Raw genomic sequence first — 21,522 nt, 5'->3', positions numbered from 1 at the left:
GAAGTGACCATTCGAGATCGCCTCACCGAGGGAGGCATCGATTTTACCCGAGCCGAACTCAAGATCGTCAGGCAGCTGCTGTCGAACTATCCGGCGGCGGCCCTCAATACCGTGGCCAATCTCGCCGCGGCCGCCGGCGTCAGCAACCCGACGGTCGTGCGCTTCGCCAACAAGCTGGGGTATGAGGGCTATGCGGAATTCCAGGCCGCATTGCTGGACGAAGTGCAGGAACGCATGAGTTCGCCGCTGTCGATGCTCGACACCCGCAAGCCTTCGCTTGAGCAGGAAAATTTCTATCAGTACTTCATGCGTGCCAGCATTCACGCGCTCGAATCGTCTATGCACATGCTGCCGCCCGACGATTTCGAGGCGGCAATCGATGCCGCAGCCGATCTCAATCTCCGGGTTCACTGCCTGGGTGGCCGTTTCAGCGGCTTCATGGCCGGCCTTCTCTGGTCCCATATGAAGCAATTGCGCCCGGACACGCGCTGGATCAACGGCTCACAGGCCGATCAGGTCGACCATCTGGTCGACTTCGGCAAGCGCGACGTCCTCTTCGTCTACGACTATCGGCGCTACCAGAACGATACGATCCGCTTTGCCCGCCAGGCGGCAAAACAGGGTGCGAAGATCGTGCTGTTTACCGACCGATGGCTCTCACCCATCGCGCAGTTCGCCTCCGTCACCCTGACGTCAACCGTCGATACGGTGTCGCCCTACGACACGATGGTTCCCGCGATAGCGCAGACCGAAGCCCTGATTGCCGGCCTTACCGCGCGGCTCGCGACCCAATCGCGGCAGCGGATCGAGCGCATGGAAGAATTGCGCCGCAGCTACGCCATTACCGAAGACGCCTACACGGCAACAGTCGGCGGCGGGACGTGAGATCCCGCGATAACGACGAAACGAAATTTCCTCTGGAGGACAGACATGGCCATGATTGAAATACAGTACGGCAAGGATCTACTGCGGCGCGACAGCGCCTACGAGCCCGGCATGACCAGCGTGCTTTTCGTCGACATGCAGCGCATCTGGTGCGAGCCGAACCTTGACCCGACCCATCCGCAGGATGCCGACAGCTACTATCACCGGCGCCTGCGCGATACGGTGGTGCCGAACCAGGTTCGTATCCTCGACGCGGCCCGGAGGGCCGGCTGCAACGTGCTGCACACGATCATCGAAAGCCTGACGCTCGACGGCCGCGACCGTTCGCTCGACCACAAGCTTTCCGACATGCATGTGCCGAAGGGTTCACCGGAAGGGCAAGTGATCGACGCACTGAAGCCGATCGACAACGAGATCATCCTGCCGAAAACATCCTCCGGCGTCTTCAACTCGACCAACATCGATTACGTGCTGCGCAATCTCAATACGCGTTATCTCATCATTGCCGGCGTCGTGACGGATCAATGCGTCGACATGGCTGTCCGTGATGCCGCCGATCGCGGCTATCTGGTGACCGTGGTCGAGGATGCCTGCGCCACCTACAGCCAGGAACGTCACGAGGCCGCCCTTCGCGCCTATTCCGGCTACTGCTGGACCATAAACACCGAGACCGTCGTCCGCCGCCTTACCGCGCTTGGCCAGGCCTGATCGTTTCAAAAAGGGGAACAACATGAACGACAGCAGCAATGGCAAGGCGCTCTCCGACCTGACGGAACTTGCAACCTTCGTCACGACAGACATAGCCGGCATCACCCGCGGCCGCAGCTTTGCAGCCTCCTACATCGAGGACTACCTGCGCAAGGGTGTCGGCTGGGTGCCGGCGAACCTCGCTTTGACGCCGTTCGACCTTATCGCCGATCCGAATCCGTGGGGCTCGGCCGGCGACCTGCGGCTGATGGCCGACCCCGCCAGCAAGGCGCGCGTGACCTGCCTGCCGGATGTCACACCGCTGCATTTCTACCACTCGGATATTACCGACCTGAAGGGCGAGCCCTGGGATTGCTGCGTGCGCAGCTTTCTCAAGGCGACGCTTGCCGACTTCGAAAAGGAAGCCGGCCTGAAGGTCCTCAGTGCGGTCGAGCAGGAATTCCAGGTGCTCGGCGCCGATTGGCCCGCCGCTCCCGCCTTCGGCCTGCGCGCCCAGCGACGCGCCGAACCCTTTGGCTCGCTGCTGATGACCGCGCTCAAGGAAGCCGGTGCTGAGCCGGAAATGTTCCTGCCGGAATATGGCAAGGACCAGTTCGAAGTCACCTGCCGCCCCGCCTCGGCGCTTGTCGCCGCCGATCGCGGCGCAACGATCCGCGCCGTCACGAGGGAAGTCGCCGCCCTCTTAGGCTGGAACGCCAGTTTCGCGCCGAAGACCGATCCGAACGGCGTCGGCAACGGCGTGCACCTGCATGTCAGCTTCACGGACCTCGACGGCAATCCCGTCACCTTCGACGCCTCCCGCCCCGGCCGGCTTTCCAAGATCGCCGGTTCCTTCGCGGCCGGCGTCATCAAGCACCTGCCGGCGCTCGTCGCCTTCACCGCACCCTCCGTGCTCTCCTACATGCGGCTTGTGCCGCATCACTGGAGCGCGGCCTATACGTGCCTCGGAGAAAAGAACCGCGAGGCGACGCTGCGCATCTGCCCGACGCTGGACTTGCCCGGCAGCAACCCGGCAAAGCAGTTCAACATGGAATACCGCGCCGCCGATGCCTGCGCGAGCCCGCACCTGTCGCTGGCGGTCGTGCTTCGCGCCGGGCTCGAAGGCATCCGCGCAGGACTTGAGCAGCCACCGCTGATCAACTCCGACCCTTCCGAATTTTCGCCGGAAGAGCAGAAAAAGCTCGGCATCCGCCGCCTGCCGTCGAGCCTTGCCGAAGCGCTCGACACGCTGGCGGCCGACGAGGTGGTGACGGGCTGGTTCCCGAAAGACTTCCTCGATTGCTACTTCGCCATGAAGCGCAAGGAAATCGAGATCGTCGACGGGCTTTCGCCCGAAGACCTCTGCGCCCGCTACGCGACCGTCTACTGAGCGATGGACAGATCATGACGTCGACCAAGGTCATCATGCGGTCCGGGAACCGATTGCGGCACGATCCCAGCCAGCCGCTGCTCGCGATCGACGAGCCGCCACCCTATGCCGTGATCAATCCGGACGGGGCGTCGCCCTATCTGCTTCTCTGCGAGCACGCTTCCAACCTCATTCCCCGTGCGCTCGGCGAACTCGGCCTGCCGGAGGCCGAGCGCCGGCGCCACATCGCCTGGGATATCGGCGTCAGTGCGCTTTCCCAGCATCTCAGCCGCGCGCTCGATGCGCCGCTGTTCATGACCAACTATTCGCGCCTCGTCATCGACTGCAATCGGCCGCTCGGGGTGCCTTCGGCGATCCCGGAAGTGAGCGAGACGACGGAAATCCCCGGCAATCTCGACCTGACGGCCGCCGAAAGGCAGCAACGTATCGACACGCTGTTCACACCCTTTGCCGATGCAGTCGCGCGCCGGCTCGACCGTCTGCAGGAAGAGGGCAAGCGCCCGCTCGTCGTCGGCATCCACTCGTTCACGCCCGTCTATTTCGGCAAGCAGCGCCCGTGGCATGCAGGCATCCTCTATGGCGAGGCAGCCGGCTTCGGCCAGACGCTGATCCGCGAGCTGCAAAGCGAAGCCACCCTCACCATCGGCGACAACCAGCCCTACAACATTCATCCCGAGGAGGACTATACCGTGCCCGTCCATGCGGATGATCGCGGGCTTCCCGGCGCGCTGATCGAAGTGCGGCACGACCTGATCGACACGCTCTTGGGCGTTAGCGAATGGGGCGAGCGCCTCACGCGCTGTTTCAAGGCAACGCTCAAGGAGCATGGCTGATGGCCGGAAATCTCTACGGGCGCGACGGCGCGGCAATCGGCAGCCTGCAGAAACTGCGGTTCTTCCCGCTCGCCGTCGCCGGCGGCCAGGGCGCGCGGCTCGTGGAGGAAGATGGCCGGGAACTGATCGACCTCTCCGGCGCCTGGGGTGCGGCCAGCCTCGGCTACGGCCACCCCGCCATCATCGAGGCGGTCTCCCGTGCCGCCGCCAATCCGGCCGGCGCGAGCATCCTTTCCGCCTCCAATGCGCCGGCGGTGGCGCTTGCCGAAAGGCTGACGGCAAGCTTTCCCGGCCGGGGCACGCATAAGGTCTGGTTCGGTCATTCCGGATCCGACGCCAACGAGGCCGCATACCGGGCGATCACCCGGGCGACCGGCCGCACCGGCGTCATCGCCTTCATCGGCGCCTATCATGGCTGCACCGTCGGTTCGATGGCCTTTTCCGGCCATAGCGTTCAAGCCGATGCTGCAAAGGCCGACGGGCTGATCCTGCTCCCTTACCCCGATCCTTACAGACCTTATCAGGACGACCCGACCGGCGATGCGGTCCTGGCGCTTCTCAAGGAGAGGCTGGCGGCCGTCCCGGCCGGTTCCATCGCCGCCGCCTTCATCGAGCCGATCCAGTCGGACGGCGGGCTGATCGTGCCGCCCGACGGCTTTCTGCGGAAATTCGCCGATATCTGCCGCGCGCACGGCATCTCGGTCGTCTGCGACGAGGTGAAGGTAGGGCTTGCCCGCAGCGGCCGCCTGCATTGCTTCGAGCACGAGGGTTTCGTGCCTGATATCCTCGTGCTCGGCAAGGGCCTCGGCGGCGGACTGCCGCTCTCGGCCGTCATCGCGCCGGCCGAAATCCTCGACTGCGCAAGCGCCTTCGCCATGCAGACCCTGCACGGCAATCCGGTTTGTGCCGCAGCCGGCCTCGCCGTTCTGGAAACGATCGAAGCGGAAAATCTTACGACGGCGGCCGAACGCAAGGGCAAGCTGCTGCGCGAGGGATTGGCCCGACTGGCGGAGCGCCATGAGCTTATCGGCGACATCCGCGGCCGCGGCCTTGCCTGCGGTGTGGAACTCGTCCGCAACAGGCAGAGCCGTGAACCGGCAAGAGCGGAAACGGCGAAGCTCATCTACCGCGCCTACGAACTCGGCCTCGTTCTCTACTATGTCGGCATGAACGGCAACGTCCTGGAAATGACCCCGCCTTTGACCATGACGGAAGACGAGGTCCGCCACGCGGTGAACTTGCTCGACCAGGCCTTCACCGAACTTTCGACCGTTTCCGACACGCTCGTCTCGCAGTTTGCTGGCTGGTAAATCCTCCTCCGTCAGAGCAATACGGGCTGGAACCACTGATTGGGCTTGCTCATATCGGCGAGTATGAAGCCCAGCCCGTGAACCAACAACAGACTGATCGTGTCGGTTTAGGCCAAACGTCTTCTGGTATTCGTCTTTTGCAAAGGAGCCACGCGAATCTGGATATTCATTAGGCTCCGCTGATAGACTAAACAAGCGCCCTTCAAGGCAAAGGATCAAGATGTCGGAACATTCGCGCGTGCTAGAGTCGACGAGGCGTTGCATATCGGAGCGAAAGCCGAACGGAACCATTATCTACATAGTGGTCGCAATCGTTGCGGTTATCGCCGGATCGACTTCGGGGCATCACGAGAGCCCCGTGCCTCCAAAGGCGCAATTTGTGACGGTGCTTCAGTAAATCGACTAGGTGACGGGGTAATCCGTCCGGCCGGGACCAAGGATTGGCGCACCGATTATGTCGAGATAGGTTTCTGTTCCTGACCGTCGGTGCGATCCCTCTATCGGCGCTTGGCTTTTCCGTCACCACTACCCGCTTCAAAACGCCCGTAACCCGATAGCGCTACAGGCCGCGCCCTCGGTAAAGCGTCGTCATATCTCGATTTCGGTTCCAAACTCGATCGCTTGCCTTGCCGGTACTTTGAACCAGACGGCGCTTCGCTCCGAATTGTGCTGCACGAATGCGAATAGAATCTCCCGCCAATGTGCCATCGTGTGCGGATGCCCAGACGGAATAATCGTCTCTCGCCCGATGATGTAGGAGATCGCGTGCGGATCGACGCCGTCCAGACTTCCGTCGACAACAGCTTCGCCGATTGCTTTCGGGACATCCGGCTGTTCCGTAAAACCGTAGCCTATAACAACGCGGCTCACGCCGGAGCCGAGGTCGGATACCTTCGTCCGCATCTCATCTGCAATTCTGGGCTGTTCGCTCGATTCCACGGTCACGAGAAGAATGCGCTCGTGGAGGGCGTGGTTATGCCGCAGGAAATTTGCCATGGCCAGCGGCATGCCGGTCTTTGCGGAGGTGAGGAAGGCCGCAACTCCAGGCAAGCGGATGAGTTTCGGATTTGCGATCTTAAGGCGCATTTCCTCTTCGGGATGTCTCAGCCCCATTCGCATCTTTTCTACGACTTGTTCGCCCCGCCGCCAGGTGAGCATGATGAAGGCGATGAGAGCGGCAAGCAGAAGAGGGAACCAGCCGCCTTCGAACAATTTCATGCTGTTCGCCGAGAAGAACACCGCGTCGACAACGAAGAAGGTGCCGTTCACAACGACGACCGCGAACAGGTTATAGCCCCATTGCCGCGCAATCAGAGCGGCCAGAATGGTCGTAATGATCATGAGTGCCGAAACCGCGATGCCATAGGCACCGGCAAGCGCGTCCGACGAACGAAACACGAGCACGGCGGTGATCGTACCGATTGCCAGGAGCGTATTGACGAAGGGGATGTAAATCTGCCCGATTTCATGTGCCGCCGTGTACTTCACGTGCATGCGCGGCAGGAAGCCAAGCTGAATGGACTGCTGGGTGAGAGAGAACGCACCTGAAATGATCGCCTGGCTGGCGATGACAGTTGCGGCAGTCGCGAAAAACACCATCGGATAGTGCGCCCAATCCGGTGAAAGCTGGAAGAACGGATTGTCGATCGCATCCGGATTGGCGAGCAGATGACCGCCCTGGCCAAAATAGTTGAGCGCCAGTGCCGGAAGAACGACAGCGAACCAGGCTGTACGGATCGGCCCGCGGCCGAAATGTCCCATATCCGCATACATCGCTTCGCCGCCAGTTACGGCAAGAAATGCGGCGCCAAGAATCGCAAACCTGCCGCCCCAACTCACCTGCATCATGAATTCCAGGGCATTGAACGGGTTTGCCGCGGCGAGGATCGCGGGACCTTCCAGCAGGCCCTTGAGCCCCAGCAGCCCAATGGCAACGAACCAGAGAAGCATAATCGGGCCGAAGATGCGGCCGATGGAGGAGGTTCCGTATCGCTGGACGGCAAACAAGCCGACAAGCACGACAATGGTAATCGGCACGACATAGGCATTCAGCGAGGGTGCATCGACCTTCAGGCCTTCGACCGCCGAGAGGACCGATACGGCAGGTGTGATCGTCCCGTCGCCGTAGAGAAGTGCTGCACCAACGAGCCCAACGACGAGCAGGGCCGCCCGTGGCGAACGGGCGGGGGCTTCGCGGGCATGCAGGAGTGCGAGCATCGCGACAATTCCGCCTTCGCCGCGGTTGTCAGCGCGAAGGATGAGCACGGCGTATTTCAGCGAGACAATGAAGATCAAGGCCCATAAGATCAGGGATACCGCTCCGATCACTGCCTGGGCACCTGCCGGCGCGCCGTTCGTGGCGGCCCTGACCGCCTCCTTCAGAGCGTAAAGAGGACTTGTGCCGATATCGCCATAGACGATACCGAGCGCGGCGAGAGGCATCGCAAGGGATCTGCCGGATTGGTGTTTCAGCGATTTGATATCCGTCGTCGCAGCCATCAATCCCCCTCAACTTTTCAGGCCGAGACTATATTCGCGAACATGGTTTGGGAAGGGCTGAACTGTGTTGCTGAACTTCGCCTCCGCTTGCCGATGCTTGGCAAACTGAAGAGCTGCGTTCAGTGATCTGCCCCCCTGCGTTTTGCCTGAGCTCCCCACCGGAACGGGCTTTGCGCATTCACACCCCTCTGCTTCATTTTTAACGAGAAGCGGCGCATCGGCCCACCTCCCTGGACGGCTTCGGCGCGACCTGCAAGACGGTGCAGCAGACAATGGCTGATGGAAGTCAAGCCGCATGACGAGCGGAAAAGCGCCCAGCGTGGAGAACGATGTTCCGGTATCGCCAATGACTAAGGTTTCGAGACCTGGAGCATTTCCGTTTTAGACGGAACCATGGAAATGCTCTATCGCTTTGTTTTCACGCAATTCCAGACGCAAAGCCGCTTGGCACTTTTCCGGGAACTCCTCTAGGCATGCGCGGAAAGGGCATGTTTCACCCGCAGGATAGAAATTGCGACAGCCCCGATGACGAGCGGGATCGACACCAGCATGACCAATGGGCTTATGTGGTAACCCGCATGATCGGCCGCCTCGAAGGCGACTTTGAGCAAGCTCAAAAGATAGTAGCTGATGGCGATGATGGAGAAGCCTTCCACCGCCCTTTGGATCTTGACCTGGGTCGCGGCCCGATCTGCCATGGCCTGAATCTGGATAGCATTCTGATGTTCGATTTCAACCTGGATACGCGTCTGCAGGAGATCGAGCAAGTGCATGGAGGCGTGAGAGAGCTTGTCCAGGCGCAACGCGGTCGCCTCGCAGGTCCGAACGGCTGGCCTGAACCGCCTTGCAACGAAAACGCCGAACCTCTGAAAGCCGGGCACATGGGATTCGCGAAGCTCGCCGATGCGCTCCTCGACAATTTTGGCATAGGCAGCGGTGGCCCCAAACCGATTTCGCGTCTCGGCGGCGGCCGAAATGATCTGAGCGGACAGGCCAGAAATCTCTTCGAGCAGTTTCTTATGCTCGGTGGTTGGAGTCGTCTGGTTTCGGTTTGTCAGCTCGAGGAGGTTTTTATCGTAGTTGCCGAGCAAGGGGGCCAAGCGACGGGCTTCGGGAAGACCGAGCAGGGCCATGGATCGATAGGTTTCAATTTCATAGACCCGTCGAACCATTCGACCCAGACGGTAGGCGTTCAGATCCCTGTTGAAGAGAAGGACGCGGCTCGTGTGGTCGTCCTGGACACGGAAGTCAGAGCATACCTGCGCCGCTCCTCCACCGATCGAAGACGCCGCCGTATCGCGAAATCCGAGCTTTGAAAGCGTTGGCCCCAGTTCCTCCGGTGGGTTTCCCAGCACGAGAATGCCGACCCGGGATATAAGCCTCGGCGCATCCATATCCACGAGAGCCGCTATCTCAGACACTGAAAAGCCGGATACGGGCCATTCGTCGGCATCTGTGCTTAATTGGGTCACGCGGGTGATGGTCACGAATTCGGTGTGGTGCTCCACCTGGGTTCGCGGATCCTCACTACCACCGCCATCGGACAGATACCGGCTGCCATGCAAGGCGGGCGGCGCGGAAGGCATGAGCGCAATGTGTTCAACATAGGCCGGGCCGGTGAAGTAAATGGACGGCCGAGCATGGAGCTCGGCATTAAAATCCGCCGTCATAAATCCACCCTGCGAGGTCCAAATCCCTGCAATATCTGCGACCAGCAAACATAATGCGTGTTGCAAACCACAAATCAGGCCGGCTTTGCGGCGTCAATACGATCGCCAGAACCCTAATCGATTTTACTTCGGTCGCGACAAAACAACGCTGCAAATGACTTGGAGAAACTAAGCCAGCTATATCATTGCTCTGTAGGAGCGCAGACGGCAAGGCGATTTCGGGCCGCCGAAAAGGCGAATGCAAGCGTCGCGTCCTTTCCGGCGACCAAAATCGCTGCATGCTCCGCCTTCGGCTTCACGAAGGCGGAGCAACCAATGCATTCATGGGGCGATATCGGCTTTAGTTGGCGGCGCTCACGAGACCTTGTAGCGCCGAGCCGGTGCCGCGCGCGACAGGTTCGGCATCAAGGCCTGGCGCGCCTGCTCATAGGCTGCAAGCAATTGCGCATCCTCAAGCGCCGGGATCGTCGCGAATTCGCCTTCGGCAAGGCCTGCAAGCGAAGCGTCGACCATGTTTTCCGCCGACATGACGATCTCGCCGGGGAGGTGTTCGACGGGCGTGCCGGCGATGCCCCAGAATTCGGTGGCCGTCGCGCCCGGCAGCACGACCTGGACGCGGATGTTCTTATCGGCAAGCTCATGCTTCAGCGATTGGCTGAAAGCGAGCACGAAGGCTTTCGTTCCGCCATAAACGCCGTTCAGAACCTCGGGCGCGATCGCCACGATGGAGGCGATATTGATGACGGTGCCACCGCCGCGGGCGACGAGACCGGGCACGACGGCATAGGTCAGCCGCATCACCGCGGTCACGTTGATATTGATCATTTCCTGCATCTTGTCGGCGTCGGACTGGAGCAGCGGCGCCGTACCGCCGAAGCCGGCATTGTTGACGAGCATGGTGATGCTCCGGTCTTCCTTCAGCACCTTTTCGACTTTGGCGAGATCGTCTTTGCTGCCAAGGTCGGCGGACAGCGTCTCGATGGTGCGGCCGGTCTCATCGGTCAGCCGGCTTGCCAGCGCCTTCAGCCGCTCGCCATTGCGGGCGACGAGAATGAGATCGTAGCCCTGCTTTGCCAGCCGATGCGCATAGATCGCACCAATGCCCGAAGATGCGCCCGTTACCAGCGCCGTACCCTTATGTTCCTGTGTCATGATCGTGTCTCCGTTTTTGCGCGCCGGCCGGGTGCCTTGCGCTTAAGGAGAGTTTTATACCCGCTTGCCGATGTCATGAATGTCAAATATACCACTTTTTAGGACATATTCTTTCAGGACATGATGCCATGCAGAAAATCGCCTTCCTGCTCTTTCCCGGCTTCCAGATCATGAGCCTCGCAGCCGTCTCGGCCTTTGAATTCGCCAATCTCGAGCTCGACGAGAAAGCCTACGACATTCATTTCCTCTCGGAGACCGGTGGCCCGATCGCCAACTCGCTCGGCATGATCATCGATACGGAAGCCTTAAGCGATCCCGGTTTCGACACGCTGATCGTTGCCGGGGCACCTGACATCAAGCTGCCAACCAAGGCCGAGGCGGATTTCATCCGCGCAGCCCTTCCCGCGACGCGCCGTCTGGCCTCCATCTGTACCGGCGCCTTTTTTCTCGCCGAAGCCGGCGTTCTCGACGGCCGCCGCGCTACGACACATTGGTATCTCGCCCGCGAACTCAGAAACCGTTATCCGCGGATCAGGACAGAGGAGGACCGCATTTACATCATCGACGGTTCGGTCTGGACTTCGGCGGGCATGACGGCCGGCGTCGATCTGGCGCTGGCAATGGTCGAGAAGGATCACGGGCTGGAGATCGCCCGAGCCGTTGCCCGCAAGCTCGTCGTCTATCATCGCCGCGCTGGTGGTCAGTCGCAGTTTTCCACGCTTCTGGAACTGGAGCCGAAATCCGACCGCATTCAAAAGGCGCTTGCCTACGCGCGCAGCAATCTGACGTCCACACTGTCGGTGGAAGAACTGGCGGAGGCCGCACATCTGAGCCCTCGCCAGTTCAGCCGGACGTTCCGGGCCGAAACGGGCCAGTCGCCGGCCAAGGCCGTCGAAAACCTGCGGCTGGAAGCGGCCCGCCTGATGATGGAACAGGGCCGCCACGCGATCGATGTCGTTGCCCGAGAAACCGGCTTTGCCGATCGCGAGCGCATGCGCCGCGCCTTCCTGCGTGCCTTCGGCCAGCCGCCACAGGCAATCCGCCGTTCCGCGCAGCGGGAGTTGCAGGCATGATGCACTTCGCAGGCCGCTATTGTTGATAGCCGGTCGTGTAGAGCGGCACCAATGCCGGGCGAACAAACAAGGTGATCGAACCTAAATTCGCGCATCCATGATCCCGATCGTCAACCATGCCGGGATAGATATCGAAGATACGCCAACATTCCGGTGTAACGGCGTGCTTCTTTCTGCTAAGTCATAGAGTGGCAAGTGCTTTTCGCGCCGGGTTTTGGGGGTTGCTCGCACTTACACCACACAAAAGGGGGCTTTTTTCCGCTGCGGCGAAAAATCCACTTCCCTTTTGCTTGGGTTGCTCGTAAGGCGCCTGCGCGAAGAATGTTGCCGCATTGGCACCGCCGGACACGGCAACCAAGCACGATTTTGAAGATGAACGACTAGGGACCGATATGCACGGCCAGGCTCAGGACGTTATAGAAGTAATCGGGAAAGGCCGCGCGCCGCAAATCCTGCGAGGTCCCGACTCTGTCCACAAGGGCCGGTCGGATGAGCGGCTCTCCCGCGTCTTCGAAACGCTGGCCGATGTCCACGGCCCTTCGCCGGCGGTTATCGATAGCGGACGCGTCTGGACCTACCGCGAAATGGACGCCCAGGCGAACCGCTTCGCTCGTCTGATCATCGAACGCGGCGTCAAGCCGGGCGACCGGGTGGCGCTGCTTCTTGATCGTTCCGCCGATACCTATATCGCCATCCTCGCCGTGATGAAGGCCGGCGCGGCCTTCGTGCCGCTCGCTCCGGCGTTCCCTGAAGAGCGCATGGCATTGATCGTCGAGGATGCCGGCGTCAGCTTCGTCATCACTGTTCCTCATTATGCGACGCGTGCCGCCGGGCTTTCCGTACCCCATATCGTCATCGACGGCAGCTATTCCGACGCCGCCTCATATGCCGACACGCCGCTGGATATCGCCGCAACGGACGACGACATCTGCTACATCCTCTACACATCAGGCACGACCGGCCGGCCTAAGGGCGTGGCGGTGCGCCATCAGAGCATCTGCAATTTCGTGCGCATCGCCGCCGAGGCCTACGGCTACCGTCCGGGCGACCGCGTCTATCAGGGCATGACCATCGCCTTCGACTTCTCGACCGAGGAGATATGGGTGCCCTTCGCCGCCGGCGCGACGGTGGTGCCCGCGCCAGGGCGAATGACGCTCGTCGGCGAGGAACTGTCGGATTTCCTGCGCGCCAATGCCATCACCTGCATGGCCTGCTCGCCAACGCTGCTCTCCTCCATCGAAAGCGACGTGCCGACGCTGCGCGCCATCCTGGTCGGCGGCGAGGCCTGCCCGCACAATCTCGTCACCCGTTGGTCGAAGGACGGGCGGCAGATCCTCAATACCTATGGCCCGACCGAGGCGACGGTCACGGCGACCATGGCATACCTGACGCCCGACAAGCCGGTGACCATCGGCGCACCGCTGCCGACCTATTCCATCGTCATCCTCGACGCCCAGTCGCCAAAACTTTCCGAGCCGGGCGAACTCGGCGAGATCGGCATCGCCGGCATCGGCCTTGCCGTCGGCTACCTCAACCGCCCGGACCTGACCGAGCAGAAATTCATCCCCGATTTCGTCGGCCTGCCCAACAACCCCTCGCAGCGGATCTACCGCACCGGCGATCTCGGCCGCATCAATAGCGACGGCGAGATCGAGTATCACGGCCGCATCGACACGCAGGTGAAGATCCGCGGCTACCGCATCGAACTCGGTGAGATCGAGGCGGTGCTGCTCGACCAGCCCGGCATCGCGCAGGCAGCGGTCACCACCTGGGAGATCGAGCCCGGCCGTGTCGAACTCGTCGGCTACTATGCGCTGAAAATCGGGGTCGACTCGATCGCCCGCGCCGACCTTGCCAAGGAACTGCGCCGCCGCCTGCCCGACTATATGGTGCCTTCGTTCCTGGAAGAGCTGCCGGCGCTGCCGATGACCGTTTCCGACAAGGTGGACACGCGCAAGCTTCCCAAGCCAGCCAGCCTGAGGCTCGGGACCGAGCGCAAGGAGATCCTGCCGTCCACAAAAGACCAGCGCTTCCTGACGGAGGCGCTGCGGGACGTGCTGAAGATTGACGACATCTATGTCGAGGATCACTTCTTCGATGACCTCGGCGCCAATTCGCTGCTGATGGCCCGCTTCTGCGCGAAGTTGCGCACGCGCAAGGAATGGGCGACCACGTCGATGCGCGACATTTACATGTATCCGACCGTCTCCAGCCTTGCGCAGCACCTGCATGGGCCGGAGGAAGAGGCAGCGGCGGTCGAAGAACCGTGCCTGACGCATCGCGCCTCGAACCTCGCCTACTGGACCTGCGGAGCAGCGCAGCTTCTGTTCTATGGCGTCTACAGCTATCTCAGCCTCTGGCTTCTGAACTACGGTCTCAACTGGGTCTACGACATGCTCGACGACCCGGTGCAGCTCTATCTGCGCTGCGCGCTCCTTTCGGCTGGCGTCTTCTTCGGCATGTCCGGCTTTGCCGTGATCATGAAATGGCTGTTGATCGGGCGCTGGAAGCCCGAGAGCTTCCCGATCTGGGGCGTACGCTACTATCGTTTCTGGGTTGTGCAGACGCTGATCCGCACGGCACCGGTCGTATTGTTCCGCGGCAGCCCGCTCTACAGCCTCTATCTGCGCATGCTGGGCGCTCGGCTCGGCCGCAACACCACCATCGAGTGCCGCGCCATTCCCGTGTGCACCGACCTCATCTCCATCGGCGAGAACTCGATCCTGCGCAAGGAATCGATGCTCCTCGGCTACCATGCCCAGGCCGGCTATATCCACACCGGTCCAATTACCATTGGCCGCGATGCCTTCGTCGGCCTCGGCTGCGTCATCGACATCGACACCTCGATCGGCGCCCGCGCCCAGCTCGGTCACGCCTCGTCACTGCAGCGCGGCCAGCATATTCCCGATGACGGGCATTGGCACGGCTCGCCCGCCGTCTCGACGACGGCGGACTATTGCAAAGTCCATGGCGTGACGCTTTCGAGAACGCGGCGTATCCTCTACGATACCGTACAGCTCATCACCATGTTCGCCCTCGTCACGCCGTTTCCGCTGCTGTTCCAAACCTATTGGCAGAATGTCAGCGACGACTACCAGGAAACGATCGGCATCGTCGCGATCGGGACGACCATCACCCTCTTCGGTGCCATCGCCGTCGCGCTATTCGCAGCACTGGCAGTGCCCCGCCTGTTCAGCCTCGTTCTCAAGCCAGGCCGTACCTACAGGCTCTATGGCTTCCATTTCTGGCTGCAGTCGGTCGTCGAGGTGTGCACCAACATACGCCTCGTCAACCTGCTCTTCGGAGACAGTTCTGCCGTCGTCCATTATATCCGCGCGCTCGGCTGGAACCTCAACGAAGTGGTGCAGACCGGCTCGAATTTCGGCAGCAACCAGCAGCAGGACAATCCGCTTATGTGCGAGATTGGTAGCGGCACGATGGTGTCGGATGGGCTCTATATGATCAACATCCACAAGTCGGCCTCGACTTTCCGGCTGGAGCACACGAAGGTCGGCGAGCGAAACTATTTCGGCAACAACATCTTCTATCCGCCGGATGGCCGCACCGGCGAGAACTGCCTGCTCGGCACGAAGGTCATGGTGCCGGTCGATGGCGTGCTGCGCGAAAATGTCGGCCTGCTCGGTTCGCCGCCCTTCGAAATCCCGCGCATGGTCAAGCGCGACAAGGAACTGATCCAGGGGGTGAGCGAAGATGATCGCCGCGCCCGCCTGCCGCACAAGAACCGCCACAATTTCGCGACCGCGCTGATGTTCCTCGCCGTGCAATGGGTGGCGCTGTTCGTCACGCTGACGATCTGGGACCGGGCGCTGAACTACTATACGGAATGGGCGCAGACGGCGCTGTTCGTCGCGGTGGTCCTGACGGCGGGGCTCACGATACCACTCTATATTCTGGTGGAGTGGGCAAGCCTTGGCTTCCGCCGCCTCCGGCCGCAGATGACGACCATTTACGACATCACCTTCTGGCGGCATGAGCGCCACTGGAAGCTCGCCGATTCCCCGATCGTGCGCCTTTTCGCGGGTACGCCTTTCCGGCCGATGATCATGCGGGCGCTCGGGGTGAAGGTCGGCCGGCGCGTCTATGACGGCGGCTCTAACCTGACGGAACGCTCGCTGGTGGAGATCGGCGACGATGCGACGCTCAACGAAGGCTGCGTCATCCAGGCGCATTCGCTGGAGGAAGGCGCCTTCAAGTCGGATCACATCCGCATCGGCAACGGCTGCACGCTCAGTCCCGCCGCCTTCATCCACTACGGCGTGACCATGGGCGACGGTTCGATCGCCGACGTCGACTGCTTCGTCATGAAGGGTGAGATCCTGGAACCGAACTCGATCTGGCGCGGCAATCCTGCCAAGCTCCATTCCTTCGTCAGGCCGGTCGCCGACGCATGAGCGGCGGCGAAGCGCCTGCCCGCGCGGCGGAGATGGCGCTGCTTGCAGAAATAGCGAAGCTGGCGCCATCCGGCGTCAGGATCGCTTGCCGCACCATACGCGACGGCGACGAAAAGCTGCTGCTGCCGCAAGAAGCCCGGACCATCACCTCCCGCCAGCTTCATGCCCGGCGCGCAAGCGGCGCGGTGCGCGCGATCGCCCGGCAATTGCTTGTCCTGGAAGGCATCGAGAATCCCGTCATCCGGCGTTCGGCCTCCGGCGCCCCGCTCTGGCCGGAGGGAATTACGGGTTCCCTTGCCCACGACGAAGTCATGGCGGTTGCCGCCGTGGCGCGCAAGACCGGCACCGTCTCGCTCGGGATCGACGTCGAGCCAGCCGAACCTCTACCCGACGACATCGCCGCCATCGTGCCAATCTCTGGCGACATCCTCGAGGGCGTCGACCAGCATCTTGCGTTGCGCCTGCTGTTCAGCGCCAAGGAGGCCGTCTACAAGGCCAGCTATCCGCTCGACGGCAAAGTCCTCGGCTACGAGCACATCGCCGTCGACCTTCGGGGCCGCAAGGCCGTTACCGCGACAGGACGCAAGGCGCAGCTCTCATTCTGCCTCTTTCCGCGCGTGGTCGTTCTCGCTGAGGCGTCAGCCGATGCGGTGGCCCCGGTTTCCTGGCCAGAACAGGTTTCTCCCAGCTGGTGAGAATATACACAATGGCACCGGTTGCGACCTTCGAGGGGGTGAAGGTGCCATCGGATGACGGCAAAGATCATCGTCTCATCCCGATGTCATCAACCTGCAGCGCGGTGATGACATGGTTACCCAATCCGCAAGTTCCCGAGAAAGATCGGAGAGGCGGGCGAGGCGGCTTAGAGAGCCGGTGCCTGCAACAAACTTGAGGGCCGGTTTTGGAGCGCACATTGACACGACCATGGTAGCGATCTGCCTAAATGAGTTGAAGCGCCTCCTCCGTTTTCATCCTATAGTTTTATTTATTGACAATACTCGTCTGCAAACCTACCTCATTCTGGGGCAAATCTCGGATCGTCGGTGGACGATGCAAACCATGCCGGCGTTGCCGGATCAAAAATCTCAACATGGAAACGATCATGACCGAACAGCCTACTTCGGCCTCCGAAATCTCTTTGCGCCGCATCACCTCGCAAACTGTCAGCGATATCTGCGAACTGAGCGAGACGCTGACCGAAGCCCAGCGCGATAAGGTCGCCGACAACGGCACCTCCATCGCCGAAGCGCATTTTTCCGAAAATGCATGGTTTCGCGCCATTTATGCCGACGACACGCCGGTAGGCTTCGTGATGCTGCATATCGGCTCCGACTACGACGTCATCGATTGCCCCGGCGCCTTCCTCTGGCGTTTGATGATCGCCGGTCCTTATCAGCGCATGGGTTTTGGCGAGAAGGCGATCGCACTCGTCGTCCGCGAGATGAAAGCACGCGGATTTTCCGAGTTGTTCACCTGCTACGTCGTCGGCGACGATAGTCCCGAAGGCTTCTATAGGCGCCTCGGCTTTGTGCCGACGGGCGAGATGTTCGAGGACGAGATCGAAATGGTGTTGAAGTTCACCAGTTGAACAGCCATTGGCCTGGATCCTGATGCTCGCGACAATCGGCTTGCCGTTCGGCAATGCCGGCTTCTTCCTCGTGGATCGGCGAAACTTCGGATGCGCCATGAAATCCGAAACGGCAGCACGATAGCATGATGTGCAACATATTGGTTGCACATCATGCTATCGTGCTGCTATGCTCTACCCTTGTCGTTGCGAAAGCGGAGACATGTGACGATGTTTGATCGCATTGAGAAACAGGTGGTGCTGCGTGCGCCTATCGAGCGTGTTTGGCGCGCCATCACCGATGTCGAGGAATTTTCGCAATGGTTCGGCGTAAAGCTGAACGAACCCTTTCTTCCTGGCCGGGCCATAACCGGCACGTTCGAAGGGGACTTCGACCCTCAGGCTCTACGGCAATATCAGGCCTCGCTGGGTCTTGATCCCACCGACATTCGCCAGCCGTCGCAGAATGCGGTTTTCTGCACCGTCGAGCGGATGGAAGCACCGCGATCTTTCAGCTTCCGCTGGATCCCCTACGGTATCGATATCGATTGCGATCCGGCTAAGGAATCGCCGACGCTCGTTGAGTTCCAATTGGAACCCGTCACGGAAGGGACGCGGCTGACGATTACCGAATCCGGCTTCGAAGGCATACCCGACCATCGGCGCAAGCGTGCCTTCCTGATGAATGACGGCGGCTGGGCTGCACAGGTCGAGAACATCAGGCGCTATGTCGAACGGGCGTGAACGCGAGCTGGCCGATATCTTTGCCGCATTGGGAGACGCGACACGCCTGGCCCTCGTCACACAGCTTCTCACCGTCGGCGCTTTGTCGGCAACCAATCTAGCCGAAGGGCAGGCGATCAGCCGGCAAGCGATCGTAAAGCATCTGCAGGTTCTGGAAGCAGCTGCATTGGTGACGCACGAACGCCACGGCAAGGAAGTGCTCTATGCTCTCGACGGGAGCCGCATCGAGGAGGCGCGAGCGTTCCTCAATGCCATCTCGGCCGGGTGGGACCGCGCGCTCAGCTGCCTCAAGTCGCTCGTCGAGACGGCGTGAGGCCGCACGCAGACGGGGGAGAAAAGGTTCAAGTCAGATCGAAGGTTTCCGATCGCTTCGACCAATAGTCTCGGATCTCTTCCTTGAGATCGAAATTCGCGCTGTCCATGAGATCAACCTGCCATGTATTGAATGTTGCAGCGGCCGTGGACCGACGACTTCTGGACATGGGCACGCACGCCGAATACCCGCTCGATCAGCTCCTGCGTCAGCACCTCTTCAGGTAAACCGGCCGCGACCACTTCGCCCTTCTGCAGCACCGCCAGACTATCGCAGAACATGGCCGCCAGATTGAGATCGTGCAGCGCGACGACACAAGTGACGTCGAGTTTCGAAATCAGGCCGAGAATATCGAGCTGGTGCTGTATATCGAGATGGTTTGTCGGCTCGTCGAGCAGCAATTCGCTGGGGGTCTGTGCGAGCGCTCTGGCGATGTGGACGCGCTGCCGCTCGCCGCCGGACAAGGTTTGCCATAGCTGCCCCGCCCGATCCCGCATGCCGACGCGGGCGAGCGCATCCAAAACCGCTGCATCGTCGCGGGCGCTCCAGGAAGAAAGCGGGCCACGATGGGGGGTGCGCCCGAGACGGACGACATCGATGACGGTCACCCGCGTATCCGTCGTTGCCTGCTGTTCCACCAGCGCGATACGACGAGCGATGTCGCCGCGTGAAATCGAGGCAATGTCGCTGCCGCCGAGCCTGACGACGCCGCTCCTCACCTTTCTCAGACGGCAGATCAGCCGCAGAAGACTGGACTTGCCGGAACCGTTCGGCCCCAGCAGGCCAAGCACCTTTCCCTTTTCCACCGACAGGCTGATACCGTTGACGATCAGCGTGTTGCCGGCAGCGAAGCTTACGTTGTCGACCGCGATGCTCATGCCGTCCTCCGGGCGCGATAGAGAATGATTGCGAAGGCCGGAGCGCCGAACAGCGCGGTCACGACGCCGATCGGCAGGATCTGCTGAGGAATGATGATCCGGGAAACGATATCGGCGGCGACCATGAAAATCGCGCCGCCGAGCGCCGACGCCGGCAACAGGCGGTCGTGATTGGGACCTACCATGAAACGCGCCGCATGCGGAATGACGAGCCCGACGAAGCCGATCGAGCCGACAACGCTGACGACCGCCGCAGTCATCAAGGCCGTCGTGCCGAGAAGCACGATCTGCGCGCGGCGCACGGCGATGCCGAGCGAAGCCGCAGCATCGGTTCCAAAGACGAAAGCATCGAGCACGCGGACATGCGCCATGCAGATCACGAAGCCGATTATGGCGATCGGCCCGGAGAGATAGACATCCGGCCAGCGCACGCCGCTCATCGAGCCGAGAAGCCAGAACATCACGCCCCTCGCCTGCTCGGCGTTCGCAGACGTCGTGACGATATAGGAGGTGACTGCATTGAAGAGCTGCGAGCCGGCGACGCCGCACAGGATGATGCGCTCGCTCGTGCCGCCGACACCGGCTGCAAGCAGGCCGACAAACAGGAAGGCGACGACTGCGCCGATGAAGGCGCCGCTTGAAAGCCCCAGAACTCCGTAGCCGAGCCCGAGGATCATGATGCAGACCGCGCCGGTGGAGGCACCGGCGGAAATGCCGAGCACATAGGGTTCGCCGAGCGGATTGCGCAGCAGGGCCTGCAGGATCACGCCGCTCAGCGCCAGCGACGCTCCGGCGCTTGCCGCAACGAGCGCACGGCTGAGCCGATAATCCCAGACGATGCCTTGATGGATCCGGCTAAGCTCGAAAGCCGTTCCGAACAACCGGTTCGAGACGGCCTTTGCCGTCGTCAACAGCGGGATCGAAATCTCGCCGATCGAGACTGCAAGGCTGACCATGAAGGCCAGAAACAGGATCGCGGCCATGCTGAGCGCCAATAACGCCCACCTTTCTCGCCGTTCGGCAACCAGACGCATCTTTACTGCGCCAGACCGAAGGACTTGATGCCCTTGGCCAATATTTCGATGCCGTCGATGGTCCGGATGGTCGGGTTCATCGCTTGCGCGTCCATCATCACGAAATGCTTGTTCTTGACGGCGTCGAGCTGGCTGGTGACCGGATCTTTCTCGAGGAAGCCGAGCTTGACCCTCGGATCGTCGGCCGCATAGCGGCGGCGATCCATGGTCGCAATGACGATCACGGCAGGGTTGGCCTGCGCGATGGTTTCCCATCCGACCAGCGGCCATTCTTCTTCCGTCGTCACGACATTCTTGGCGCCGAGGGTCTTCAGGATATAGGCCGGCGCGCTGTTCTTGCCGGCGATATAGGCATCGCCGCTGACTTCCTTGCTGGAGAACCAGAACACGATCGGAAGGCCTTTGGCCTTGGCCCCGGCAATCGATGCGACCGCATCCGCCTCGCGCTTCTTCAGATCGGCGACGAGCGCTTCGCCGCGATCCTTGACGTCGAAAATCTCAGCGAGTTCACCGATCTCCTGATAAATCAGGTCCATCGTGAACAGCTCCTTGCGCACGCCATCGCCACCCCCGGCGTTGGTCTTGGCGACGCAGTCAGTCGGCGCGATATAGGTATTGATGCCGAGCTCGGAAAACTGCTCGCGCGTGCCGACGGCGCCCTGCGGGCCGATATGCCATTCGAATTCGGCTGCGACAAAATCGGGCTCCTTGCCCACGACGGATTCGAAGCTCGGATCGTTGTCGGCAAGCCGGGCGATCTTGCTATTGGCCTCGGCATGCTGCGGCAGCACCGGACCGACCCATACGGCCGTTCCTGCAATCTTGTCGGCAAGGCCGAGCGAGAACAGGATCTCGGTCATGCCCTGGCCGACGGAAACGATCTTGCTCGGCGCCTTCTGAATCGTGATCTGCTGGCCGCAATTGTTGAGGGTGAGCGGATATTGGGTCGCGGCAAAGCCGGAGGCGGCAAACCCGGTTAGCCCAAGTGCAAATGTTATGGTCGTCAAAAAATGGCGCATGAAAGGTCTCGATCGGAATGGAAATCTGGCGGTGTCGGCGCAGTTGCGCTCAGACA

General features: G+C 61.3%; 17 protein-coding genes. 11 read left to right on the top strand and 6 right to left on the bottom strand.

Translation table 11 applies throughout. From position 1 onward, the window contains the following. The first annotated feature begins 3 nt into the window (after window positions 1–3). From RHSP_RS18025 to RHSP_RS18005, 5 genes are read left to right on the top strand one after another with little or no spacing between them, the layout of a single operon-like run. The gene (locus tag RHSP_RS18025; protein WP_004120374.1) at window positions 4–885 is read left to right on the top strand and encodes a MurR/RpiR family transcriptional regulator; all 882 of its coding nucleotides are present in this window, start codon (window positions 4–6) and stop codon (window positions 883–885) included. A 45-nt stretch (window positions 886–930) separates the two neighbouring features. Then, window positions 931–1,593, top strand: coding sequence for a cysteine hydrolase family protein (locus RHSP_RS18020; RefSeq protein WP_004120371.1), 663 nt, complete (start codon window positions 931–933; stop codon window positions 1,591–1,593). A gap of 22 nt (window positions 1,594–1,615) precedes the next feature. After that, entirely contained in the window at window positions 1,616–2,962 is a 1,347-nt protein-coding gene (locus RHSP_RS18015) for a glutamine synthetase family protein (RefSeq protein WP_004120367.1), read from the top strand. 14 nt (window positions 2,963–2,976) lie between these two features. Further along, window positions 2,977–3,795 carry an N-formylglutamate amidohydrolase gene (locus tag RHSP_RS18010; RefSeq protein ID WP_004120363.1) on the top strand — a complete coding sequence of 273 codons (819 nt, stop codon included), beginning with the start codon at window positions 2,977–2,979 and terminating at the stop codon, window positions 3,793–3,795. Beyond that, window positions 3,795–5,105 carry an aspartate aminotransferase family protein gene (locus RHSP_RS18005; RefSeq protein ID WP_004120361.1) on the top strand — a complete coding sequence of 437 codons (1,311 nt, stop codon included), beginning with the start codon at window positions 3,795–3,797 and terminating at the stop codon, window positions 5,103–5,105. The genes RHSP_RS18010 and RHSP_RS18005 overlap by 1 nt, the downstream gene beginning before the upstream one ends. A 588-nt stretch (window positions 5,106–5,693) precedes the next feature. On the opposite strand, the gene RHSP_RS18000 is transcribed toward RHSP_RS18005, so the two are convergent. The 3 genes from RHSP_RS18000 to RHSP_RS17990 all read right to left on the bottom strand — a co-directional run bounded on the left by RHSP_RS18000 (window position 5,694) and on the right by RHSP_RS17990 (window position 10,426). Next, window positions 5,694–7,604: a potassium transporter Kup gene (locus RHSP_RS18000; protein ID WP_004120359.1), complete on the bottom strand. Its 1,911-nt coding sequence runs from the start codon at window positions 7,602–7,604 to the stop codon at window positions 5,694–5,696. A gap of 467 nt (window positions 7,605–8,071) precedes the next feature. Continuing rightward, entirely contained in the window at window positions 8,072–9,274 is a 1,203-nt protein-coding gene (locus tag RHSP_RS17995; protein WP_037152696.1) for a DUF3422 domain-containing protein, read from the bottom strand. A gap of 354 nt (window positions 9,275–9,628) precedes the next feature. Then, entirely contained in the window at window positions 9,629–10,426 is a 798-nt protein-coding gene (locus RHSP_RS17990) for an SDR family NAD(P)-dependent oxidoreductase (RefSeq protein ID WP_037152693.1), read from the bottom strand. 128 nt (window positions 10,427–10,554) lie between these two features. Between RHSP_RS17990 and RHSP_RS17985 the strand changes: the two genes are divergently transcribed. The 6 genes from RHSP_RS17985 (at window position 10,555) to RHSP_RS17960 (ending at window position 18,535) form a co-directional block, all read left to right on the top strand. Next, complete coding sequence (locus RHSP_RS17985; protein WP_004120352.1) at window positions 10,555–11,499, top strand: GlxA family transcriptional regulator; 945 nt, start codon at window positions 10,555–10,557, stop codon at window positions 11,497–11,499. A gap of 392 nt (window positions 11,500–11,891) precedes the next feature. Further along, on the top strand, window positions 11,892–15,911 hold the full coding sequence (locus RHSP_RS17980) for a Pls/PosA family non-ribosomal peptide synthetase (RefSeq protein WP_081615328.1): 4,020 nt from the start codon (window positions 11,892–11,894) through the stop codon (window positions 15,909–15,911). Continuing rightward, window positions 15,908–16,606: a 4'-phosphopantetheinyl transferase family protein gene (locus tag RHSP_RS17975; protein WP_004120349.1), complete on the top strand. Its 699-nt coding sequence runs from the start codon at window positions 15,908–15,910 to the stop codon at window positions 16,604–16,606. Before RHSP_RS17980 ends, RHSP_RS17975 begins: the two co-directional genes overlap by 4 nt. Window positions 16,607–17,013: 407 nt before the next feature. After that, window positions 17,014–17,499, top strand: coding sequence for a GNAT family N-acetyltransferase (locus RHSP_RS17970; RefSeq protein WP_004120346.1), 486 nt, complete (start codon window positions 17,014–17,016; stop codon window positions 17,497–17,499). A 210-nt stretch (window positions 17,500–17,709) separates the two neighbouring features. Further along, complete coding sequence (locus RHSP_RS17965; RefSeq protein ID WP_004120343.1) at window positions 17,710–18,222, top strand: SRPBCC family protein; 513 nt, start codon at window positions 17,710–17,712, stop codon at window positions 18,220–18,222. Then, window positions 18,206–18,535 (top strand): ArsR/SmtB family transcription factor, encoded by a 330-nt coding sequence (locus RHSP_RS17960; protein WP_004120340.1) that lies wholly within the window; start codon window positions 18,206–18,208, stop codon window positions 18,533–18,535. Before RHSP_RS17965 ends, RHSP_RS17960 begins: the two co-directional genes overlap by 17 nt. Before the next feature lie 113 nt (window positions 18,536–18,648). Here RHSP_RS17960 and RHSP_RS17955 read toward each other — a convergent pair whose 3' ends face one another. From RHSP_RS17955 to RHSP_RS17945, 3 genes are read right to left on the bottom strand one after another with little or no spacing between them, the layout of a single operon-like run. Further along, window positions 18,649–19,413, bottom strand: coding sequence for an ABC transporter ATP-binding protein (locus RHSP_RS17955; RefSeq protein ID WP_004120338.1), 765 nt, complete (start codon window positions 19,411–19,413; stop codon window positions 18,649–18,651). Further along, window positions 19,410–20,447 (bottom strand): FecCD family ABC transporter permease, encoded by a 1,038-nt coding sequence (locus tag RHSP_RS17950; RefSeq protein ID WP_004120336.1) that lies wholly within the window; start codon window positions 20,445–20,447, stop codon window positions 19,410–19,412. Before RHSP_RS17950 ends, RHSP_RS17955 begins: the two co-directional genes overlap by 4 nt. Window positions 20,448–20,449: 2 nt before the next feature. Beyond that, entirely contained in the window at window positions 20,450–21,466 is a 1,017-nt protein-coding gene (locus RHSP_RS17945; RefSeq protein ID WP_004120334.1) for an ABC transporter substrate-binding protein, read from the bottom strand. Window positions 21,467–21,522: the final 56 nt, after the last annotated feature.

This window comes from Rhizobium freirei PRF 81 (genome assembly GCF_000359745.1).
GTDB classification, from domain to species: domain Bacteria; phylum Pseudomonadota; class Alphaproteobacteria; order Rhizobiales; family Rhizobiaceae; genus Rhizobium; species Rhizobium freirei.
This window is presented reverse-complemented; position numbering and strand designations above follow the sequence as displayed.